Raw genomic sequence first — 18,206 nt, forward strand, 5'->3', positions numbered from 1 at the left:
GAATGATCAGTTGGAATAAGGTGAGGCGTACGGACTGACCGGCAAGCTCATGGGGCCGCTGATGTCCTCGAACAGGTAACGCAAAGACAGGGCGCCGCTGAATTGTTGGTAGTCGTGGGCGTTGTCCAGGCCCAGATTGGCGCCCAGCAGGAAGTTCGAAGCGACCTTGTATTCAGCCGCTGCGGCGACGCTGTAGCCGATCCCGGTTTTGTTTTGCCCGGCGTAACGCAGGCCCGAGGCCGCCTGCAGGGCTTTGTCGGTCGGGAAATAGTCGACACTGTCTTGCTCGAAATGCTGCACGCCGACCGAGCCCTTGACTTGATACGTCAAGCGCCCGGTGCGTTGTGCCCAGGTCACCGGTACGCCCAGGGCGAAGAACGTCTGCGGACTGAAATAGCCGCCGTGGCCATAGGTGAAATAGTCCTGATTGTTCGCGTAGCTGATGCCGGTCATGCTCAGGCCGACGGTCAGCTTGCTGTCCGTTGCATTTTGCAGGTACCAGTAGATGCCGCTGCCCAGTTCACTGCGGCTGTTGGATTCGACATGGTTGCCCAATAGCTGGTGCCAGGAGGCGTAGCCATAGGCGCCGACTTCACTGTCGTCATAGCTCAACTGGCCGCGCCCGCCGTTGGCGGTCACACCGCCCCAGGACTGCCCGCTGCGTTTGTCCGTGGTGCCGGCAAACGAGGTGACGCTGTCAGTCACCGGACGCCGGGAAACGCTCACCCCGTAGCGGACATTAGAGGAGTCGCTTATGGGGCGATCAACGCTGATGCCGCCCGTGGCGGTGGAGTATTTGAAGCCGAGCGGGGTGGTGCCGAGATCGGCCTTGAGCCCTTCCGCGGGCCGTTGGATAGCGACGGAAAGACCGACACCCTCGGCTTTTTGCGAGCCGGCGCCTTCGCTCTGCGCACCGCTACCGAAGCGCTGCAGTGCTTCGCCGCTGGCACTGCCGGCGTTCAGCGAGACCGGTGTCACGCGCAGGGCGACGCGGCTTTCATCCAGCGGGATATTGATTTCCAGCGGCGTTTCAATATCGGTCAGTTTGCTCAACCCCGACTCACTGTTGTTGCTGCGAATGCTCACGCCCTGGGTGACGTAGGCACTGCGCTCCTGAAGGATTTTATTCAGCGCCAGTTGTGCGGGGCTGATGTCTTCACTCACCAGCGCTGCGCGCGGCAGCTGCGACTCGAATGGATTGCTCGCCTGCTGGGGCCTTGGCAGGGCGTCGATGCCAAAAGGGGAGGTAGACCTCACGCTGCCCGGCATTTCCTGAGCCGGTGGCGGGATCGCTGCCAGCAAGGTGTCGCGACTGACCTCGCTACGTGGCCCCGACACCCCCGCAAAAGGGTTGGGTGCCACCGTCGAACCGGCCAGTTGGCCGCTCTGGCTTCTGCGTTTCTCGCTCTGTTCGATGGCCACTGCCTTGCGCAGCAGATCGGTCGCCGTGCCGGTCTTGCCCATGTTCTGGTAAAGGCGGGCGGCCTCGGTCAGCGTTTGAGGGTTACCGGATTCGGTCTTGAGCAGCTGTTGCAGTACCTGTTCGGCAAAGCCTGTGTCATGTGCCAACACCGCCGCGTCGGCGGCACCCAACAGCAGTTGTGGGTCGTTTGGCTGACGTTGTAACAGCGGCTTGTAGAGTTCGAGGGCTTTTGCCGTGTCGCCGTTGGCCGAATACATTCGTGCCAGCGCCGCGACGGCGGCGCTGTCACCGGGACGTTGCGCCAGCGCGGGCGCCAGCGTGTCATACGCGCTGGCCAGATTGCCTTGTTCGCGTAGATGGTCAGCCTGGCGGATGCGATAGAGATGGAGCAGGTCGTCGAAACGCTTGCGAGTCGGTGCGTTCAAGGGCTTGTTCTGAAGGTCGCGCAGAATCTCGTTGACCTGGGCGTCTTCCCCGGACTCAAGCAGGACCGAGGCGTATTGCAGGATGAAGTCCGCCGAGGGCGCAGCGGTGTGTTGCAACTGGCCGCGCATGAGGGCCAGCGCTCGGGTCGGCTCGCCGATCTCGACATAGGCCGAGGCCAGGCTCGCCGTGCGATCTGGACTGTTGTTGGCCATCGGCTGAGTACGATCGAGCAAGGTCAGGGCTTCCTGGCGCTGTCCGCGCTTGCCCAACCCGATCGCCTGGCTGAGTTGCAGGTTGAGGCTGACATCAGCGGCCAGTGCTTCCATGTCCGGGGTGCGCTGGTCGGGGCGCAAGCGTCCCAAGGTTGCCTGGGCGGCTTTCCACTCACCCATCTGGACCGACAGCAAGGCGCTGACGTAAAGCGCATCGGCATTGTCGGGGTGGGCCTGGAGCATGGTGTTGATCAGGTCCCGAGCCTTTTGCGGTTCGCCCATCGCCAGGTTCAGGCGGGCCAGGGCGAAACGTGTCCAGACGTTGTCCGGTTCGTAGCGCAGCGCGTCTTGCAAGGCGTTGCGCGCAGCGGGCAGGTCGTTGCGTTGTTCGGCGAGGGCGGCCAGTTGTGTCGCGCGCAAGGCTTGCAGGCGTGCGGACTGGCCGGTCTTTGCCTGTCCGGTGGCTGGCAGGCTGTTGATCAGTTGCAGGGCTTCATCGTTCTTGCCGCTCTTGAGCAGCACATTGACCAACCCTTCCTGTGCTCGAGGGTCGTCGCGGCGCAGATTCAAAATTTGCCGATAGTTGCGCTGAGCCTCATCGAACTGGCCCGCGCTGGCCTGAATATCCGCCAGGGCGAGGAGAGCATCCGCCCCGTTTGGATTCTGCCGCAGCGCCTGGTTCACCAAGGCCTGTGCCTGGGCTGTCTGGCCTTTGGCCTGGGCATCGCGGGCCTGCTGCAACGCAGACCAGTAGCGCACTTCGTTCAGCGCCACTTGCCAGCGGCTGCCGTTGTGTTGTCGCGTGGCCTGCCCCAGGAGCTTTTCCGCTTCGGCCAGTCGCTGTTGCTGCTGGCGAATAACTCCAAGGCCGCCCAGCGCGTCAGCGTCATCGGGCTGGGTTTTCAAGCGTGCTTGAAACGCCTGTTCGGCGGTGGCCTGGTCGCCTGCTTTGAGCGCCTTCAGGCCGCGCGCGACTTCGGCGGGCGGTTGCCATTCCTTGGTGGTCGTCGTTGCCGGCTGTTGCTTGCCCTTGTTCATCTGCGCGCGGATTTCCACGTCATCCGGATGCGTCTTGAGGTACGCCTCGAACAACGGTACTTGTGCCGGATTGGGCGGACCGATCCAGGTCAGTGCCAGGCGCCAGCTTTCGTCGGCATCACCGGCAATGTCGGTACGCTGGGTCAGCGCGGCCAGTGCACGAATGCCCTCGGCACGGCTGTCTTCACGACGGACCAGATGCTTGGCGTAAAACAGCGCGACGATCGAGTCGTTGGGCATCTCACGTTGCAGGCGCTGGAATCCGCTGCGTGCTTCAGCCCAGTCAGCCTGATTGAAGGCAAGGTTGTTGTAATACTCGCGGCCGATCGTACCTTGAGGTGGGCGGCCATCGAACAGCGAGCGAAACACGGCGGTCGCCTTGTCACGCTCACCGGCATCGACGAGGCGCCGAGCCTCCTCCAGGCGCTGCTGGTTCTGCGGTTGGGCCACGCCGATGTCCTGCGCCAATTGCAGGGCCTGTCGAGGCGTTGGCTGGATGGCTTGCAAGCGGGCGAGGTATTGCTGCGCCTGTTGTGGCTTGCCCTGTTGCACGCCGATCAAGCCCAGGCCATAGAGTGCGTCAACCTGGACCGGGTCCAGCAGCAGGACTTTCTGCCAGACTTCCGTAGCGCGTTGAGGGTTGTTGTGCGACTGCCAGTAATGCCCTTGCTCGACGAGTAACGTCTGTGGCGTCGGACTTTGAGCGTGTGCAGCAGCCGTCCATGCGCTCATGACGGCGATGGCTAGCGTGCGGTGGTGCGCGTGCATGCGGTCTCCCAGGAGAGTTTCAGCGTTCCGTCTTCCCGGAATCGGTAATGTTTATCTGCCCAGCCGAGCGCGAACAGGCTAAGCATGAAGTTGTAGTAACGCGGCGGACTGGCGTCGGCATCAGGCCTGGCCAGCGCCTCTTGCAAGGCGAGCTCCACGCGCTGGCGTTGTTGATCGGCCAACCGGGGATGCCCCTTGGCCTCAAGGTAGGGAATCAGTGCAGCCCAGAATCCGAACGGGCTCTGACCCTGAACACTGCCGTGGAGAGTCCGGACTGTTTCCGGGGGGGAGCCCGTCGCGACAGTGCTGCGAGCCATGCCGTCCAGCCGTTTGAGCAGGAGCGCTGCCAGCGGTTCGGAGGCGTCACTCATGCCCAGCCAGAGGTACGCGCGAATGGCATCGTAGCTGCCCGTGTCGCCGTTGATCGGGTCGCTGACGAAGACACCCGATTGCGCTGAAGTGCCTTGATAACCGACCCAGTCAGCGACAAAACCGTGGTGGCTTGATTGGGCAATCATCGTCGCGGTGTTGTTGGCAATCGCTTGCCAGGGGCCGTTGGGAGCTTCCTTGGCCAGCCGCCGTAACAGTGGCAGTGGCAGGTAGCTGGGGTTCAGGCGCCAGAGAGCATCCGGCAGGACGAAGCCCTGTGGTCCAGGCAATACCATCGGACCCAGCCCGGGCAGCGTGACGACCAATTGCGCTTCAATCGTCGCCATCAGGTGCAGGGCATCCTGGCGATAGTCCGGCCGATGCCACAGGCGTGCGGCTTCGAGGAGGGCGTAGGCGATCCACAGGTCGGCGTCGGCAGCCGAGTTGGCGTCTTGCAGGCGCCACTGACCGTCCGTGCCTTGCCCCCATAACCAGCCTGGCAGGCGAGTGGCGGTGGTGGAGCCTGCGAGGTTGGCTGATGTCCAGCGCCAGAGTTTGTCAAAGCGTGCCTGATCGTTGCCGATTAGTGCGAAGAGCATGCCGTAGGATTGCCCTTCAGAAGTGCTGTGATTGTTCTCCAGGCTCGATTCCAGAACCCGGCCGTCGGCCTGGACGAAGCGCGTTGCGTAGGTTTGCCACAGTGGCCAGGCCGGCAACTCACAGGGAGTTGTGGCGGCTATCGCAGGCACCGGCAGGGCGAGCGCAAGCACAACGCTCAACCTGCGCACGTTACCGCGCAGGCACTGGCGAAGTGAAACCGCCCGGCTGCTCATGGACGACACAGGCATGCGCAGCTCATTGGCCAAGACGACGTTTGGCCCGTAAGCGCAGGGCCAGGTAAGTCATCGAAGCAAGCAGCAGGACCCCGAGGAGCGTGAACAGCATGAGCGCCATTATGTTTTGCGAGAGGTACCACTGCAGATAGCGCAATGGCCCCAGGCTCCCGACGTAGTAGTCCTGTTCGGCGACCAGCGATTTGACATGCTTGCCCTTGACCACCACCAGACTGCCCTGCAACTCGTGGGCGTTTTCTTCGTTGCTGAGCAGGGCGTTGGTCACGTCGGCCAAGCCGTTGGGCCTTGCGCTGGCGATAAACACAACACTGCGCCCACTCTTGAGCGGCGATTCGAATCCAGTCAGATAAGCACTGCCGTCGTCAGCGCTGAACCTGAAGCTGCTGCGCGCTTCACGCAGATTGGTTTTCGTATCCGGGCTGATCCAGTTGCGCAGACGCAAGGGCAGGTCAGACAGTTCAAAGTACTGCGCAGCAGCTTCGTCCTTGGCCGGCAGCAGGCTTTGCCATTGCTCCAGCAGCGGCTGATTGTTGCCCGAGGCGAGCACCAGCAGATCCCGGTCGCTTTGCTCGGCCACCTGGTCGGCGTGGACCACCTTTACGCCGGTGGCCGGATAACCGGTGGAGTCACCGAAGCGGCCCAGCACGGTCAGATAGGCGCTCAGATCGGCCGGGCCTGGCTCATTGGGCAGGATCACCGATGTTTCAGAAAGGTCGGCCATGCGGGTGAACGGGAAGCCGCTGTCCTTGAACACCCCGAGGTTGGGCATGGCCATGAAGTGTTCGTATTGGCTGAGGTCCAGGGTCGAGTCCGGGTCGATCACACCGCGCATGTTGTCGATGATGATGTCGCGGCAGTCGCCCTGTTTGATGTAGTCATACATAAAGCGAAATTGCAGGCGTGATTGCAGCGCTACGGAATTGAGCGGCAACAGCATGCGCGACGTGCGGGCCAGGCTGTCGTCGGTTTTGAGCATCGCCAGCAGGCTGTCGCTGCTGCCGAGTTTCTCGATCGAAGGCAGATCGATCGACTTGATGAAGGTATCGTTGAAGTGGACCAGCAACGAGGAATTGGTGGAGACCGGTTGCGGCGTATAGCGGTACTTCAGGTCAAGTTGCGCGCCAGGCTCACGCCAGTTGAACAGGTCGGGTGGCAAGCGCAGCGCAACCGTCATTTGTCCCGGGTTGTAACCCGACACATTGAGTTCTGCGGGCTTCGCCAGCTCACCCAGGCGAACCGGGCGGTCGGAGGGCAGCCAGTTAGGCGCGTCGTACGGTCGGCGTGGCTTGAGCGAGTCGATCCGGTCGATCACCACGCTCTGCCCGGAAAAGGCCGAGCCACCGAGGGCCAGCGCGGTCGCGGCGACCTTGAGATCGGCGCCATCGCGCCCGGAGACGATCAACAGTTTGCCCTGAGCATCATTCGGGTTGCTCACGAGTGTCAATGTCGGCCCCGTGGCCGCTTTGATCGGCAAGCCACTCAAGGCCGTCGATTCGCCACTGCTGACAAACACCACGGCGTTGCCTTTGGCCGGCAGGCTGGTGAGGCTGGCGGGGAAGGTTGCGCCGCGGTAGCTGGCCAGGGCGCCAAACCAGGACGACAGGATACCGGCGGCCTCAAGCTCAGGGCCGCCCGGGCGCGCAGTGAACACGAAGGGCAGCTTCAGGGGCGAAGCGTCTCGACGATCGAACAAGGGCAGAGGCAGAGCGGACAGGTCGTTGGGCTGTTTAATCGAGGACACCTGGAGGCTCAGCTGGCTATCGTTGCCGATCTTGGCCCACAGGCTGGAGTGCAGAGGGTCTTCACATTGCATCGTGTAGTGACCGATGAACTGCAGGCTGAGCCGGTTGAATTCGGTGATGGTCTGCGGCGGAATCTGCACGGTCCGGGTCTGCAATTTACCGGCCTCTTCCTTCGGGAGGGGCAGGCTGGCGGCCACTTGATCGTTGATCAGCACGTTGATTTGCGAAAGGTCGGCCAGCAGCGCCGGTGAATAGCTGTACTGCAGCGTGACCTGCGCAGCCGTGACGACTTCATCCGCGCGCACATTGAAGTTCACACTGTCGGTAGCCTCCACGCCTTTAAGGTTCATCGAATAGCTTTTGCCCAGCTCCTTGAGGGTGCGGGTATAGCTGTTGCTCGGGGCATCGGTCCCGGGCAGCGATGCGACTGGCATCACCGCCGGCTCTGTGGCACTGATGGGGGTGGTAGCACTCAACGCCCAGTCGCTCCAGCCCACTAGTGAGCAGGCGAGCAGCATGAGTGAGCGACGAGGAGGAAAGGTCCGGCGAGTGGAAGGCTTCAAGATCGTTGCGTGTCCGCGGTGGGGTCGATGGGTGATGGAGTGGCCGGGCGTTTGCGCAGCAGCGCCTGGCTGTCCTTTAGGGTGGCAACGAACAAGCGCAGGATGGCGCGCAAGCCAATGCTGCTGACCTCGCGCAACGCTGACATTGGCGCGTCGAGGCGCCCGTTGCCCCACGTGTTGGCCCAGGTGTCGGCCCGTGAAAAGGTCAGTCGCACCAGCTCACTTTGCTGGCGCAGGGTCAAACCCTCGAATTTCACGCCTGCCACGTTGTCGTTGCTGAAGATCGTTGTTGCGGGAAAGAGGCTTGAGGGAGGGGTGCGCAGAATGCACAGCCGCAGCTTCTCTTTGGCGCTGAGCTGAACCTGCGGTGGCAGTACCAGACCCACGCCGTTTTGTGAGAAATCCCGGGTTATGCAATCGAACGATGTGCCGTCTTCGCGATAGACGCGCACGGGCAGATCCGCGGGCACCCTGGGCTCGTTGCGCACTTGAGAGGACTCAGTGGCCACCGCCACGGCGGTGCTGACGATGATGATGTTGTACACGGTCCAGACCAGGTTGATCAGCAGGGTAGTGACCTCGGCCGAATCACTCCCGACCAGTTTCACCACGCCGATCGCCAGACCGATCATGTTCAAGGTCAGCAGGACGATGTAAGGCCGCGCGAGCTTCCAGTTGAAATAGTCCTTTTCGACGGTGCCGCCCTTGTCGGTTACGTTGAATTTGCCCAGCGAAGGGCTGATCAGGGCCAGCAGTACCGGTCGCATGATGTGCCAGGCCAACACCGACTCATACACTTCGTTCCAGAAGGAATGGCGGAAGCGCCCCTGGATGCTGGAGTTGGTCAGGCTGGAGTGGAAAATATGCGGCAGCACATAGACCGTGACCATCAACGCCGAGGCATGGAAAATCTGCGCGTCGAAAAAAAGGTAGGCCAATGGTGCGGTCAAGAACACCAGACGGGGCAGGCTGTAGAAAAAATGCATCATGGCGTTGAGGTAGCAGATGCGCTGCCCCAGGTTCAGTCCTTTGCCAAACAAGGGATTGTCGGTCCGAAAAATCTGCACCATGCCCCGCGCCCAGCGTATGCGCTGGCTGATGTGTCGGGAAAGGCTTTCGGTGGCCAGTCCCGCCGCTTGTGGAATGGCGAGGTAAGCGGTGTTGAAACCACGGCGATTGAGCTTGAGTGCCGTGTGCGCATCTTCGGTCACGGTCTCGGTGGCGATGCCGCCGACTTCCAGCAAGTGAGTCCGCCGGATGACCGCGCAGGAGCCACAGAAGAATGCCGCGTTCCACAAGTCGTTGCCGTCCTGCACCAGGCCGTAGAACAGCTCACCTTCATTGGGTACCGAGCGAAAGGTATCGAGGTTTTTTTCGAACGGATCGGGTGAGTAGAAAAAGTGCGGCGTTTGCAGCAACGCCAGGTTCGGGTCCTTTAAAAACCAGCCCATGGTGATTTGCAGGAAGGAGCGGGTGGGTACGTGGTCGGCGTCGAATACGGCAATGAACTCGCCATCGGTGACTTTGAGTGCCTCGTTGAGGTTGCCGGCCTTGGCATGTTGATTGTTGTCGCGGGTGATGTAGTTGACACCAATCTGCTGACAGAAAGCCTTGAATTCCTCCCGGCGTCCGTCATCGAGCACGTGCACCCGCAGTTTGCCCTCGGGCCAATCAATGGCCTGAGCCGCGAGTACCACCAGTTTGACGATACCCAATGCTTCGTTATAGGTGGGAATGAACACATCCACCGTCGGCCATTCAGCGGGTGGCTGTTGCAGAAACTGCGGCTTACGTTGCAACGGCCAGGCGGTCTGTATATAGCCGAAGACCAGGACGAGCAAGGCATACAGTTCTGCCAGCACCAGCCCGTAGCCAAATACGGCATCCTGCCAGTTGTCGAAGTCCAGGGTGTCGGACAGGCGCCAGTACATGTAACGCAACGAAGCGATCAGCGAGAGGGTGATCAGGGTCAGGATCGCCAGACGCCCGGTTTGCTTGCGGATGATCAGGCTGGCGGCAAAACAGACGGAGGCAAACACGGCTTGGGAATACAGATTCTGCGGTGCAGTGAGGATACCCAGCACCAACAATGCCGCAATCAGCCCGCCTGAAATTTTCAGGCCCAGGCGCCAACGCAGGGGCCATTGACTGAAGCGATCCTGGAAGCTATCCAGTAGCTTCTGCAACCACCAGGTCTTTGCAGGTAGCTGATTCAGCTGGACGGTCATAGCGTGCCCTGCTGGCTGGAAGCATCCGCGAAAAGCAGGGCATGGACCGCGCCTGATAGCGACAGAATGTCCTGACAGCCAATGCTCTCAGGTGCGTACTGCAACAGGTCCCGACCATAGGCCAGCGACTCGTTGAACTGGTGATCGAGGCGAATCGTCCCGATCAGGTCAGCGCCGAGCCGTCGCTGAAACAGCACGCCCATGTCCCTGCTGAACGCACGAGAGTCATCCCGTTGGTTGAGCACATACCGCTGCCGCTGTGCGCGTCGCGGGCTGGTTTCCAGCCACTGGGTCATGGTGTCCAGTGCCAGGTAGGAGGCCGCGTCGGCCACCGTCATCACCAGCACCAGATCGGCAGCGTCGAGTGCCTGTTGCGAATAGACGGTCGCGCCCGAAGGCGTATCCAGGATCACGGTATCGTTTTCGCTGAGGTTCATTGACGCCAGGTGCTGGCTCAACCAGTCAGCATCTTCAAGCAGCATCTGCCTGAGCAATCGGCGTTCGTTCAGCTCGCCAGTGCCGAAGGGCAGGCACTCACTGTCACTAAAGCCCGGCAGGCGATGAACGCCCCAGTCGGCGTCCTGCTCTTTGAGCTGGATCAGCCCGGGAGCCGGCCTGGTGATACCCAAGTGGCTGGACAGCGCGTTCTGAGGGTCCAGATCAATCGCGATGACTCGCCCGCCAGGGTGCCGAAGGGTTTTCGCGAGGCCAGCGGCGACGGTACTTTTACCCACCCCACCATTCGCTGAAACGATGGCAATGACCTTCGCCTTCGTCCGCTTGTGAATCGTTTCTGGCAGACCGTCTCGGCGAACCTGGTTGAGTTCTCGCAACAGGTCGCTCAAACGCTGACGGTCACCCGTAGCAGAACTCGCAAGTGGTTCGGTCAGGGGAGGGGGCTTGGGCGATGGTGGCGAGGGGACAGTATTTTTCACCGGTTCGACCGGCGGTTCTGGCTCAGCCACCGCAGGTATGACCGGGTCGTCTTTGAAATCTTTATAGTTTGGTTGTATTTCCTGGTAAGTCTCTGCGTTTGCGCCAAAACGTGTAAAGAGTTTCGTAATGTCATCTACATATTTCATGCGTTGTACCAGGAATGAAATAACTTAGAAACTCAGCATTCCATTAACTTAACAAAGTTGATGCGTCGTCTAGGCGTTGGCAGAGTGCCATTAATTTAGGGTTTCCATGTAGGTGTGTCAATAATTGTTATAAAAAGTCAGCGAGTCATGTTGGTGTTTGTCCAAGTATTATTTGTGTGTTGTGATATTTGTAGAAAGTGTGAGTGTTAAAGTGCGCCAAAATAATAACTGTCCAGTGAGGTGTGGTGCGGTAACAGGTAATAAGTGCATTTATCGGAAGAAATAATTTCCGAATATTCTTGTTTTAGGGATAAAAGAAATCTCTTCGATTTCAATGGGGCCGAGTGTGAGTCGCGTTTTTCGCTAAAGTTATTGTTCTATTGGCTTTCGTTGAAGCTTGTGAAAATTGAAAAGAGCAACATCGGTCTCTTTTTTATGGTTGCCAAGTTTCACCACTGCTAGCACAAATGTATCTCTGTGTATCCAGACCGCATGCCGATACGGAGTGTTTCTTTTATGGGCGGTTGGTGACACATCCGGGATACCTGATCGGCGTCAAATGAACTCCATCGAGACATCGTTCAATAGTTCAACCACCCAAGGAGTTTCCAATGAAAAAAGTAATGGCCGCTCTGGCCTGCACCGTTAGCCTGATCATCGGCGCCAACGCGTCGGCGCAAACTGAAAAGCCTACTGTCGTCCTCGTACACGGCGCCTTTGCCGATGCTTCGAGTTGGAATGGTGTGGTGAAGATCCTCGAAAAAGATGGCTACCCCGTTGTGGCCGCCGCCAATCCATTGCGCAGTGTGAAGAGCGATGGCGCTGCTGTTTCTGCGTTGCTCGATGGCATCAAGTCGCCTGTTGTGCTGGTCGGCCACTCCTACGGTGGCAACGTCATCAGCGAAGCGGCCAACGACCATGCCAATGTAAAGGCACTTGTTTACGTCGCCGCCTTCGCGCCCGAGGCGGGCGAAACGGTCGCCGGGCTAGCCGGAAAATTCCCGGGGAGTACCCTCGGCCCAACCCTCGCAGCGCCTGTCGCACTGGCTGATGGCGGCAAGGATTTGTACATCCAACAGGACAAGTTTCACGATCAGTTCGCCGCTGACGTCCCCGCCGCGCAGGCGGCATTGATGGCGGCGACTCAGCGCCCGGTCACCGAAGCGGCGCTGAACGAACAGTCAGGTACACCCGCCTGGAAGCACATTCCGTCCTGGTACATCTATGGCGACAAGGACAAGAACATTCCACCGCAGGCCATGGAATTCATGGCCAAGCGAGCCGAGGCCAAGGTGGTGAAAGTCGTTAAAGGGGCTTCCCATGTCGTGATGGTTTCAAACCCGGAGCCGGTAGCCCGGCTGATTGAAAAAGCGGCTGCGGCGATGTGATTCCTGCGCTTGTGAAGTGTAGGTAGGCAGAGGGTCAAGTATCGAATCAAGGCATCAAGTGAGGAACTCACTTGTGCCTTGATCGATTTTTGAACGGGTGGTCGTCAGTAAGTTGATCAGCCGGTGAGCCTCTGCGCCGAAGCATTTCACCGGCTTGCCGTAGCGACGCCTCGCAAGGCGCCGATCTGTTTAACCCCTTAGAACCAATAATGCAGGCCGAGCATTAATGACTGGGCGCTGTAGTCAGTACGCACATCGCCTTGGGGCAGGCCCTGAATGTCACCGAAGTGCGCATCGCGAGTCTTGAGGTATCGATAATCCAGGGACATGGACCATTGTTCGGTGAGTTCGTAACCTACCCCGGCGCCGAGTTGATAGGCCGATACAGTGTCGCGATGAGTGCCGCCGAACTGGACGCCGCCGGCTTCCAGGCCACTGACCGACAGCGTGGTGTAACCCAGGCCGCCGCCGATGTAAGGGGTGAACCGACTGAAGGGTGCTGGCAGGTTCAAGACGTCATACCAGAGGTTGGCCATGACGCTGGTGGCTTCCTCTTCGCCTTTACCGTCGATGCTCCCGCCGCCTTCATAGACCCGGTTATTGAATTGGGTCAGGGTGTTTTTGCGGTAGCTGAGTTCCACTTCAGGTCTGAGCCCGATGGGGAATCGCCAGCCCAGTGCCAGTCCGGTGGCGTAGCCGGAGTGTAACGGTTGGTTGAATTCCATTTCGACAAAGTCGAGGTTGTTCTGGTTAAGGTCCTGCGGAGCCACCCAGTTCAGACCACCCATGACACTGACATAGGGGCCGAGCGTGTCGGCGGAACTGGACTCAGGGGCAATAAGGCCCATGCCAATGACGCCCATCACGAGATACTGAGGTTTTTTAAATAGGTTCATGCTCGGTCCGAAGTGTGCCGTTATCGATAAGTAAGCGGGGGGTGTTAGGGAGCGAGCGTTCAACACGCTCCCTCCCGGGATATTTCATACACGGTGCAAATGCTTTCCAGGTTTTTCGAGCCCTGGGGTACTGATGGCGTTCGCTCGTTGTTCAGCCAGCGTGCACAGGTTGCGCAGTGCCGTGGTCATTGCCGCGGTCAGCATTTTGCGTAGCAGCCCGCGGTATAAAAAACTCAAGGGGCCAGAGATCTTCGCGCTATGGATGACCTGGGTTTCATTCGGGGAAAGTCTGCGCATCTGGTGATCGAACTCAAGGTCGATCCAAAGCAGTCTTGCCGTGTTCCGATAGCTTTCATGCAGCTTCACTGCTTCCAGTTTCAGCGGCATATTCAGGCCATTTTTGAGGACGCATTTGCCTCGTGTTCCAGGTTGAAACGGGCCATTGAGCTCACACTGGCGAACGTCGGTATCCCATAGCGGCGCTTCTGAAAAATTGCTCCAGATATTCCAGATTTCAGCACGCGGCGATTTGACTATGACTTGCACTTTGACATCGTTCACGGCGACACCTTGATTGTTGGGGGCACGGTCATGCGGGAGAGTGGGATCAATTGAGTGCCTCAGGCCGCGGGTGCGGATTGACTCAGCACTTGAGCTGTAATGCTGGCTTGACCGATTTTTTCGCCCCGGTTGAACAGGTCGATATAGATGCGGTTGGTTTTGAACGGCTGCTGTGCGTCAAAACCGGCTTGCGGTGCCAATGACAGCGGACTGTTCCTGGGGATTGGCCGATCCAGGGTGAAACTCAAGGCCAGCAGGTTCATCGGGGTGTTGAGTGGAATCCGCAGATGGCTGTGGGCAATCTGCATGTAGCACTGGCGGGCAACTTCGAGGAAATACACCATCGAATGGTGCTCGGGGTCGCCCTCCTGGAAGAAGTGCTCATCCGGCAGTTTGAGCGTGTCCACGCTCAAGCCCTGAGCGATGCCGCTCATGTCACTGACGATGACGTTTTCTTCCCTGGCCTTGTGCAGCAAGGCCTTGTCGCGGCAGCGAGTGGCCGTGAACTCGCCGGCGGGCGATTTCTCGAACGCCGAGCTGTAGGCCATCCCAAGGACGCAGGTGCACATCAGCTTTCCGGCTTGCATCACCTTGGCATTGAACACATGCGGGTCTTTACCCTGTTCCAGATGCAGATCGATCACACCCTGCTTTTGTACGTATTGCTGGAACTTGATATTCAGGGTTTTGACATAGGCGACCCGTCCACTCAGTGGCGGCATGGCAAGTTCAATCAATTGCAACACGCCCTCAAGCAATAAAATGCCGGGGATGTGATCAAGAGGGTGATCGAAGAAATAAGGGTGCGCTTCATTCACCACGAGCTGGGCACGCAGTGACTGGGGGCCGCGCTGGACGTTGGTGATTACGACGTTTTCCGGGCAACGTTGCCAGTGCGCCGGGCGCTGGGCTTCAGTGCCACGGTGCAGGGCGAAAAGACTCTCCATGGCGCGAACCCGGACACGCAACCCTGAGAGCAGGGTGTTGGTCAGCATGTCGCTGAGTTGCAACACATCGACGCCGTCGTTTTGTGGTTCGCGGACAAGGCTGACAGGACGGGCAGGCGGGATCACCGGCTGCAGTTCATGGTGGGCCGAGTGAGCAAAACGCAGGGTAAAGGGATGCTTGATGGCAGGAGCGGGTTCGGCCGCCGTGCTCCATTCCCGAAGCTTTTCAGTAAACAACCACATCACTGCCTTGCCGGCTTCGCGAACCTCGATCACCGTGTGAGCCGATGCACTCAACATCACCGCCAACAGGGTTTCGATGCCACTGGCTTCAGCCAGGAAACCGGTAATCTCTTGCAGAGATCCACTGGCATGAGTCGCGTCAGGTTGCAGCTCGCAGACTTCAATGTTCTGGTATTGACTCCGCTCTTTGCCCAGCAGTTGGCAAGCCTCTTCCAGCGAGTTCGCGGCATGGGCGAGAACCGCCGCGCGGATCACCAGTACAGGTTTGTCGCTGGCGTCTGGTTGATACGGACGCAGCGCAATCAGCCCCAGTCCTTCGCCTTGCACCGTCGCTGAATGTCGGGCGCGCTCGATCTCGATTTCACCGCTGATAAAGCGCCCTGCACCGAGCAACAGCGTGGTTATGCCGTTCTTGAACCATTGCTGCGATGCCAGCAAGGTTTGCCAGAACAGACCCGGGGTGCCGACCAGTGTTTGATGGAAACCCTTGAAGTCAAAAATTTGCGTCGGGTAGCCGGACAACATGTTCGGCAACATGGTTGCCACGTCCGCTACCTCCACGCCCGGTGGCGTGCCTTGAGCTTGGGAGTAGAAGCTGTGAGCGCTGCTGTACGCATTGCTGAAGCGTTCCCCGCCCATGTTGCAGCACATGACCATCGCCGTGCCGGGTGAGCCGGCCACACCCGGCAGGCGTCGCAGCAAATGATTGACGCGATCGGTGATCAACAGCTTGAACGGATCGACATGGGCCAGAGGTTTGGGACCCATGCCGAAACCGTCGATATCAATGACGCGATCCTGCGCCAGGAATTGGCCCAGTAACGGCTGACCTGGGGCAGGGGAGTAATCAACGAAACGCCCATAAGGGAAACTGACTGATGGCGCTGCCGGCCGATCGAGCTGTTGCTTGAATGACTGCAACGAGCCGTGACTGCCGATCGCTGCTTCAGCCTCGACAATCGCAAGGTCCAGCATTAACACGCCGGGGTTGGCGTGAGGGGCGACAGGGCGGTTGTCGGGAATATATTCATCCACTACCAGATGCGCATTGGCGCCGCCAAAACCGAAGCTGGATATGCCTATGCGGATCGCCGACTGCCGGTCCGCGAGGGGCTGTATCTGCTTTGTGGCCAGTCGCAGGCTGGTCTCGTCGACTTTTGCGCTGGTACGGTAGTCGGGCTGAGGTGGAATCCCTTTGTGGCGCAAGATCATCAGCGCCTTGGCGAGCGAAGCGCCTCCAGCAGCGGCCAGTGGGTGGCCAATGACAGACTTGATTGAACCGATGGTGATTTTTTTGCCGTCTGTGCAGTGGGGGGCGAAGAAGCTGTTCAGCGAGTCCAGCTCTGTCGCATCACCCAGCGGAGTACCGGTGCCATGGGTTTCGATGTAGTCCACGTCATTGGGATCAAGACCGATATAGGCACGCTGGTAAGCCGTGTACTGGGCCTGTTTGCCAGGTGCAAACACTGAACCTTCGGCGCCATCGGCGGACATTCCCAATGCCCGTAAAACACCCAGGGGACGGCGCTGCGCAATCAGGGCCTGCGATACAGGTTCGACCAAAAAGGCGACTGCACATTCGCCCGGCACAATGCCGTCAGCGTCCTGGCCGAACGCCTGCATTTGGGCCCGGGCGGAAAAGGCGGTCAACTGCGAGAAGCCCAGAAACAGCGCCGGTGGCAGCACGGTGTTCAGTGCCATGACAATCGCGTTATCCGCCTGTCCGCTATTGACCAGGGCCTGAGCCATGTCGATTGCATAGGGGAACGAACTACAGGCGGTGTCGACCGATAACGCCGGGCCACCGAAGGCAAAAGCCGCCGCCAGTTCAGCCACTTGTTCACCCGGCGTGTAGCCCTGTGGTGCTTCGGTTTTTCCGGACATGCCGGTGACGAAATAACTCTCGTCACTCCAGGATGTTGCGACCACCAATGCGGTGCGTTCTTTGATCAGAGTCGAGCCTTGTCCGGCAAGCTGGGCGAGGAGTGTCTGCAGTACTTTCTTACCGATGGCGACTTGCCGTCCTTCATGCCGTGAAGGGGTTGATGCGTCATCGGTCAGGCAAAAAGCGCTGTCCAGGTAAACGCGATCCTTTTCACCTGCCTTTGCTGAATAGATTGACGCCTTATCCAGTTCCCAGCGTGTCAGCATCGAATTGATAGGTGCTATCTGTCCTTGCGTCAGCAAATGCCAAAGCGCATCCGTTGACGGTGCCCCGGGAAACTCGCCGGCCATCGCGCTGAAGCAAAAGTCGCCCTCTGTTGTTACCGCGCCATTCATACCCTGTCTCCTGATTGCCAAAATGCTGGGTGATCTGTCCGATCACCCGGATTCCATGCCATTTTTTACAGCGGCTCAGTGCTTCAGCTCAGTCGTGCCAGAAGCGACAAGGCGTCCTGCGGCGTACGACGCGACATCAGTGCTTCACCGGCAAACTCGCTGGCAGAGCACTGTTGCGCCATTGATTGGCAGAGTGCTTCTCGGGCAAAACCGTTGAGCCCTAACTGTGCAAAGGGCGTCTCAATGTCGATCGACTGTGGCGCGTCCGGGATCAGGGGTGACAGGGAGTTGAAAAGCAGGTTGCTTGCCTGCCCTTGGTCGTCCGTTGTGGCAGGTGCTTGCACTTCGGTAGCGGGTGTTGATGTCGACTCGGGGGCGGCCAGGGCGGCTTTAATCAGGGCGATTGTTGCCTGCGGATACTTGGCGTTGGCCAGCTCAGTGCTGTTGGCCTTGAGTTGCGGCCACAATGCGACGACCGACTCCAGGAAGTCCAGCTGCACGAGGGAGTCCAGGCCCAGGCTTTCATAGCTTTGTTTTTGGTCGATCTGGTCAACCGTAAAACCGGTGATATTCGCCAGTTGTTCCAGTACCCATGCTTCGACATCCACGGCAGGTGCCTGCGGATCGGCTTCAAGCCGCGCCAGCAAAGCGGTAGGAGTGGGGGCATCAAAGAGCTGCGAGGTGAGCTCTTTCTTTTCCGGGAAGTGCTGGGCCAGGGATTCGAAAATATCGACCATGCCGAGAGAGTCGATACCCAGGCTTTCGAAACTTTGATCGAAGTCGATTTGTTCTTTTTTGAATCCTGTGACTGTACTTATTTCGGCGCGCAGCCATTGCCCGTAGTTGAGTGCGGGTGTTTGTTCCGCAACAGGTGTCGATTCCAGTATTACCGGGTTCGAGTGTACGGGCTCCAGCACCGCAAGGTTTTTATTGACGGGGGCTTCAATCCCATTGGCATAAACACCCTCGAGGACTTGTTGGTGAGCATTGAAGTAATGCGCAGTGACGGATTCGGCCTGCTCCAGCAAACGCATCAATATTGATTCTTTTGCAATATTGGACTCGCACAGTGAATCAATGATTTTTTCTGAAAGAGAAAAATAGCTGTTGGCTATTTTTCCATTGGACACGATGAATTCCTGCACAACATCGTTGAGTTGGAAGCGCATGAGGTTCTCCTAACCAA

Annotated in this window: 10 protein-coding genes; 1 reads left to right on the forward strand and 9 read right to left on the reverse strand. The window is 59.0% G+C overall.

From position 1 onward, the window contains the following. Positions 1–6: 6 nt before the first annotated feature. Genes FFH90_RS14050 through bcsQ form a run of 5 tightly spaced genes read right to left on the reverse strand, consistent with a single transcriptional unit; the run spans position 7 to position 10,705 of the window. Complete coding sequence (locus tag FFH90_RS14050) at positions 7–3,867, reverse strand: cellulose biosynthesis protein BcsC (protein WP_138867386.1); 3,861 nt, start codon at positions 3,865–3,867, stop codon at positions 7–9. Then, on the reverse strand, positions 3,843–5,084 hold the full coding sequence (bcsZ, locus tag FFH90_RS14055; protein WP_138867387.1) for a cellulose synthase complex periplasmic endoglucanase BcsZ: 1,242 nt from the start codon (positions 5,082–5,084) through the stop codon (positions 3,843–3,845). Before bcsZ ends, FFH90_RS14050 begins: the two co-directional genes overlap by 25 nt. Before the next feature lie 7 nt (positions 5,085–5,091). After that, positions 5,092–7,395, reverse strand: a complete 2,304-nt coding sequence (bcsB, locus tag FFH90_RS14060) for a cellulose biosynthesis cyclic di-GMP-binding regulatory protein BcsB (protein WP_225602733.1) — start codon at positions 7,393–7,395, stop codon at positions 5,092–5,094. Further along, complete coding sequence (bcsA, locus tag FFH90_RS14065) at positions 7,392–9,623, reverse strand: UDP-forming cellulose synthase catalytic subunit (RefSeq protein ID WP_138867389.1); 2,232 nt, start codon at positions 9,621–9,623, stop codon at positions 7,392–7,394. Before bcsA ends, bcsB begins: the two co-directional genes overlap by 4 nt. Next, positions 9,620–10,705, reverse strand: a complete 1,086-nt coding sequence (gene bcsQ, locus FFH90_RS14070) for a cellulose biosynthesis protein BcsQ (protein WP_138867390.1) — start codon at positions 10,703–10,705, stop codon at positions 9,620–9,622. The genes bcsA and bcsQ overlap by 4 nt, the downstream gene beginning before the upstream one ends. Before the next feature lie 611 nt (positions 10,706–11,316). On the opposite strand from bcsQ, the gene FFH90_RS14075 reads away from it, so the two are divergent. Further along, positions 11,317–12,093 carry an alpha/beta fold hydrolase gene (locus tag FFH90_RS14075; RefSeq protein ID WP_138867391.1) on the forward strand — a complete coding sequence of 259 codons (777 nt, stop codon included), beginning with the start codon at positions 11,317–11,319 and terminating at the stop codon, positions 12,091–12,093. A 197-nt stretch (positions 12,094–12,290) separates the two neighbouring features. Here FFH90_RS14075 and FFH90_RS14080 read toward each other — a convergent pair whose 3' ends face one another. From FFH90_RS14080 to FFH90_RS14095, 4 genes are all read right to left on the reverse strand, one after another. Further along, positions 12,291–12,989 carry an outer membrane protein gene (locus FFH90_RS14080; RefSeq protein ID WP_111454946.1) on the reverse strand — a complete coding sequence of 233 codons (699 nt, stop codon included), beginning with the start codon at positions 12,987–12,989 and terminating at the stop codon, positions 12,291–12,293. A gap of 84 nt (positions 12,990–13,073) precedes the next feature. Continuing rightward, the gene (locus FFH90_RS14085; protein ID WP_019578642.1) at positions 13,074–13,550 is read right to left on the reverse strand and encodes a polyketide cyclase; all 477 of its coding nucleotides are present in this window, start codon (positions 13,548–13,550) and stop codon (positions 13,074–13,076) included. A 59-nt stretch (positions 13,551–13,609) separates the two neighbouring features. Then, positions 13,610–17,020 (reverse strand): beta-ketoacyl synthase N-terminal-like domain-containing protein, encoded by a 3,411-nt coding sequence (locus FFH90_RS14090; RefSeq protein WP_111454947.1) that lies wholly within the window; start codon positions 17,018–17,020, stop codon positions 13,610–13,612. 83 nt (positions 17,021–17,103) lie between these two features. After that, positions 17,104–18,189: an acyl carrier protein gene (locus tag FFH90_RS14095; RefSeq protein WP_018927946.1), complete on the reverse strand. Its 1,086-nt coding sequence runs from the start codon at positions 18,187–18,189 to the stop codon at positions 17,104–17,106. Positions 18,190–18,206: the final 17 nt, after the last annotated feature.

Origin of the sequence: Pseudomonas sp. ATCC 43928, assembly GCF_005938665.2 — a bacterium.
GTDB lineage: Bacteria > Pseudomonadota > Gammaproteobacteria > Pseudomonadales > Pseudomonadaceae > Aquipseudomonas.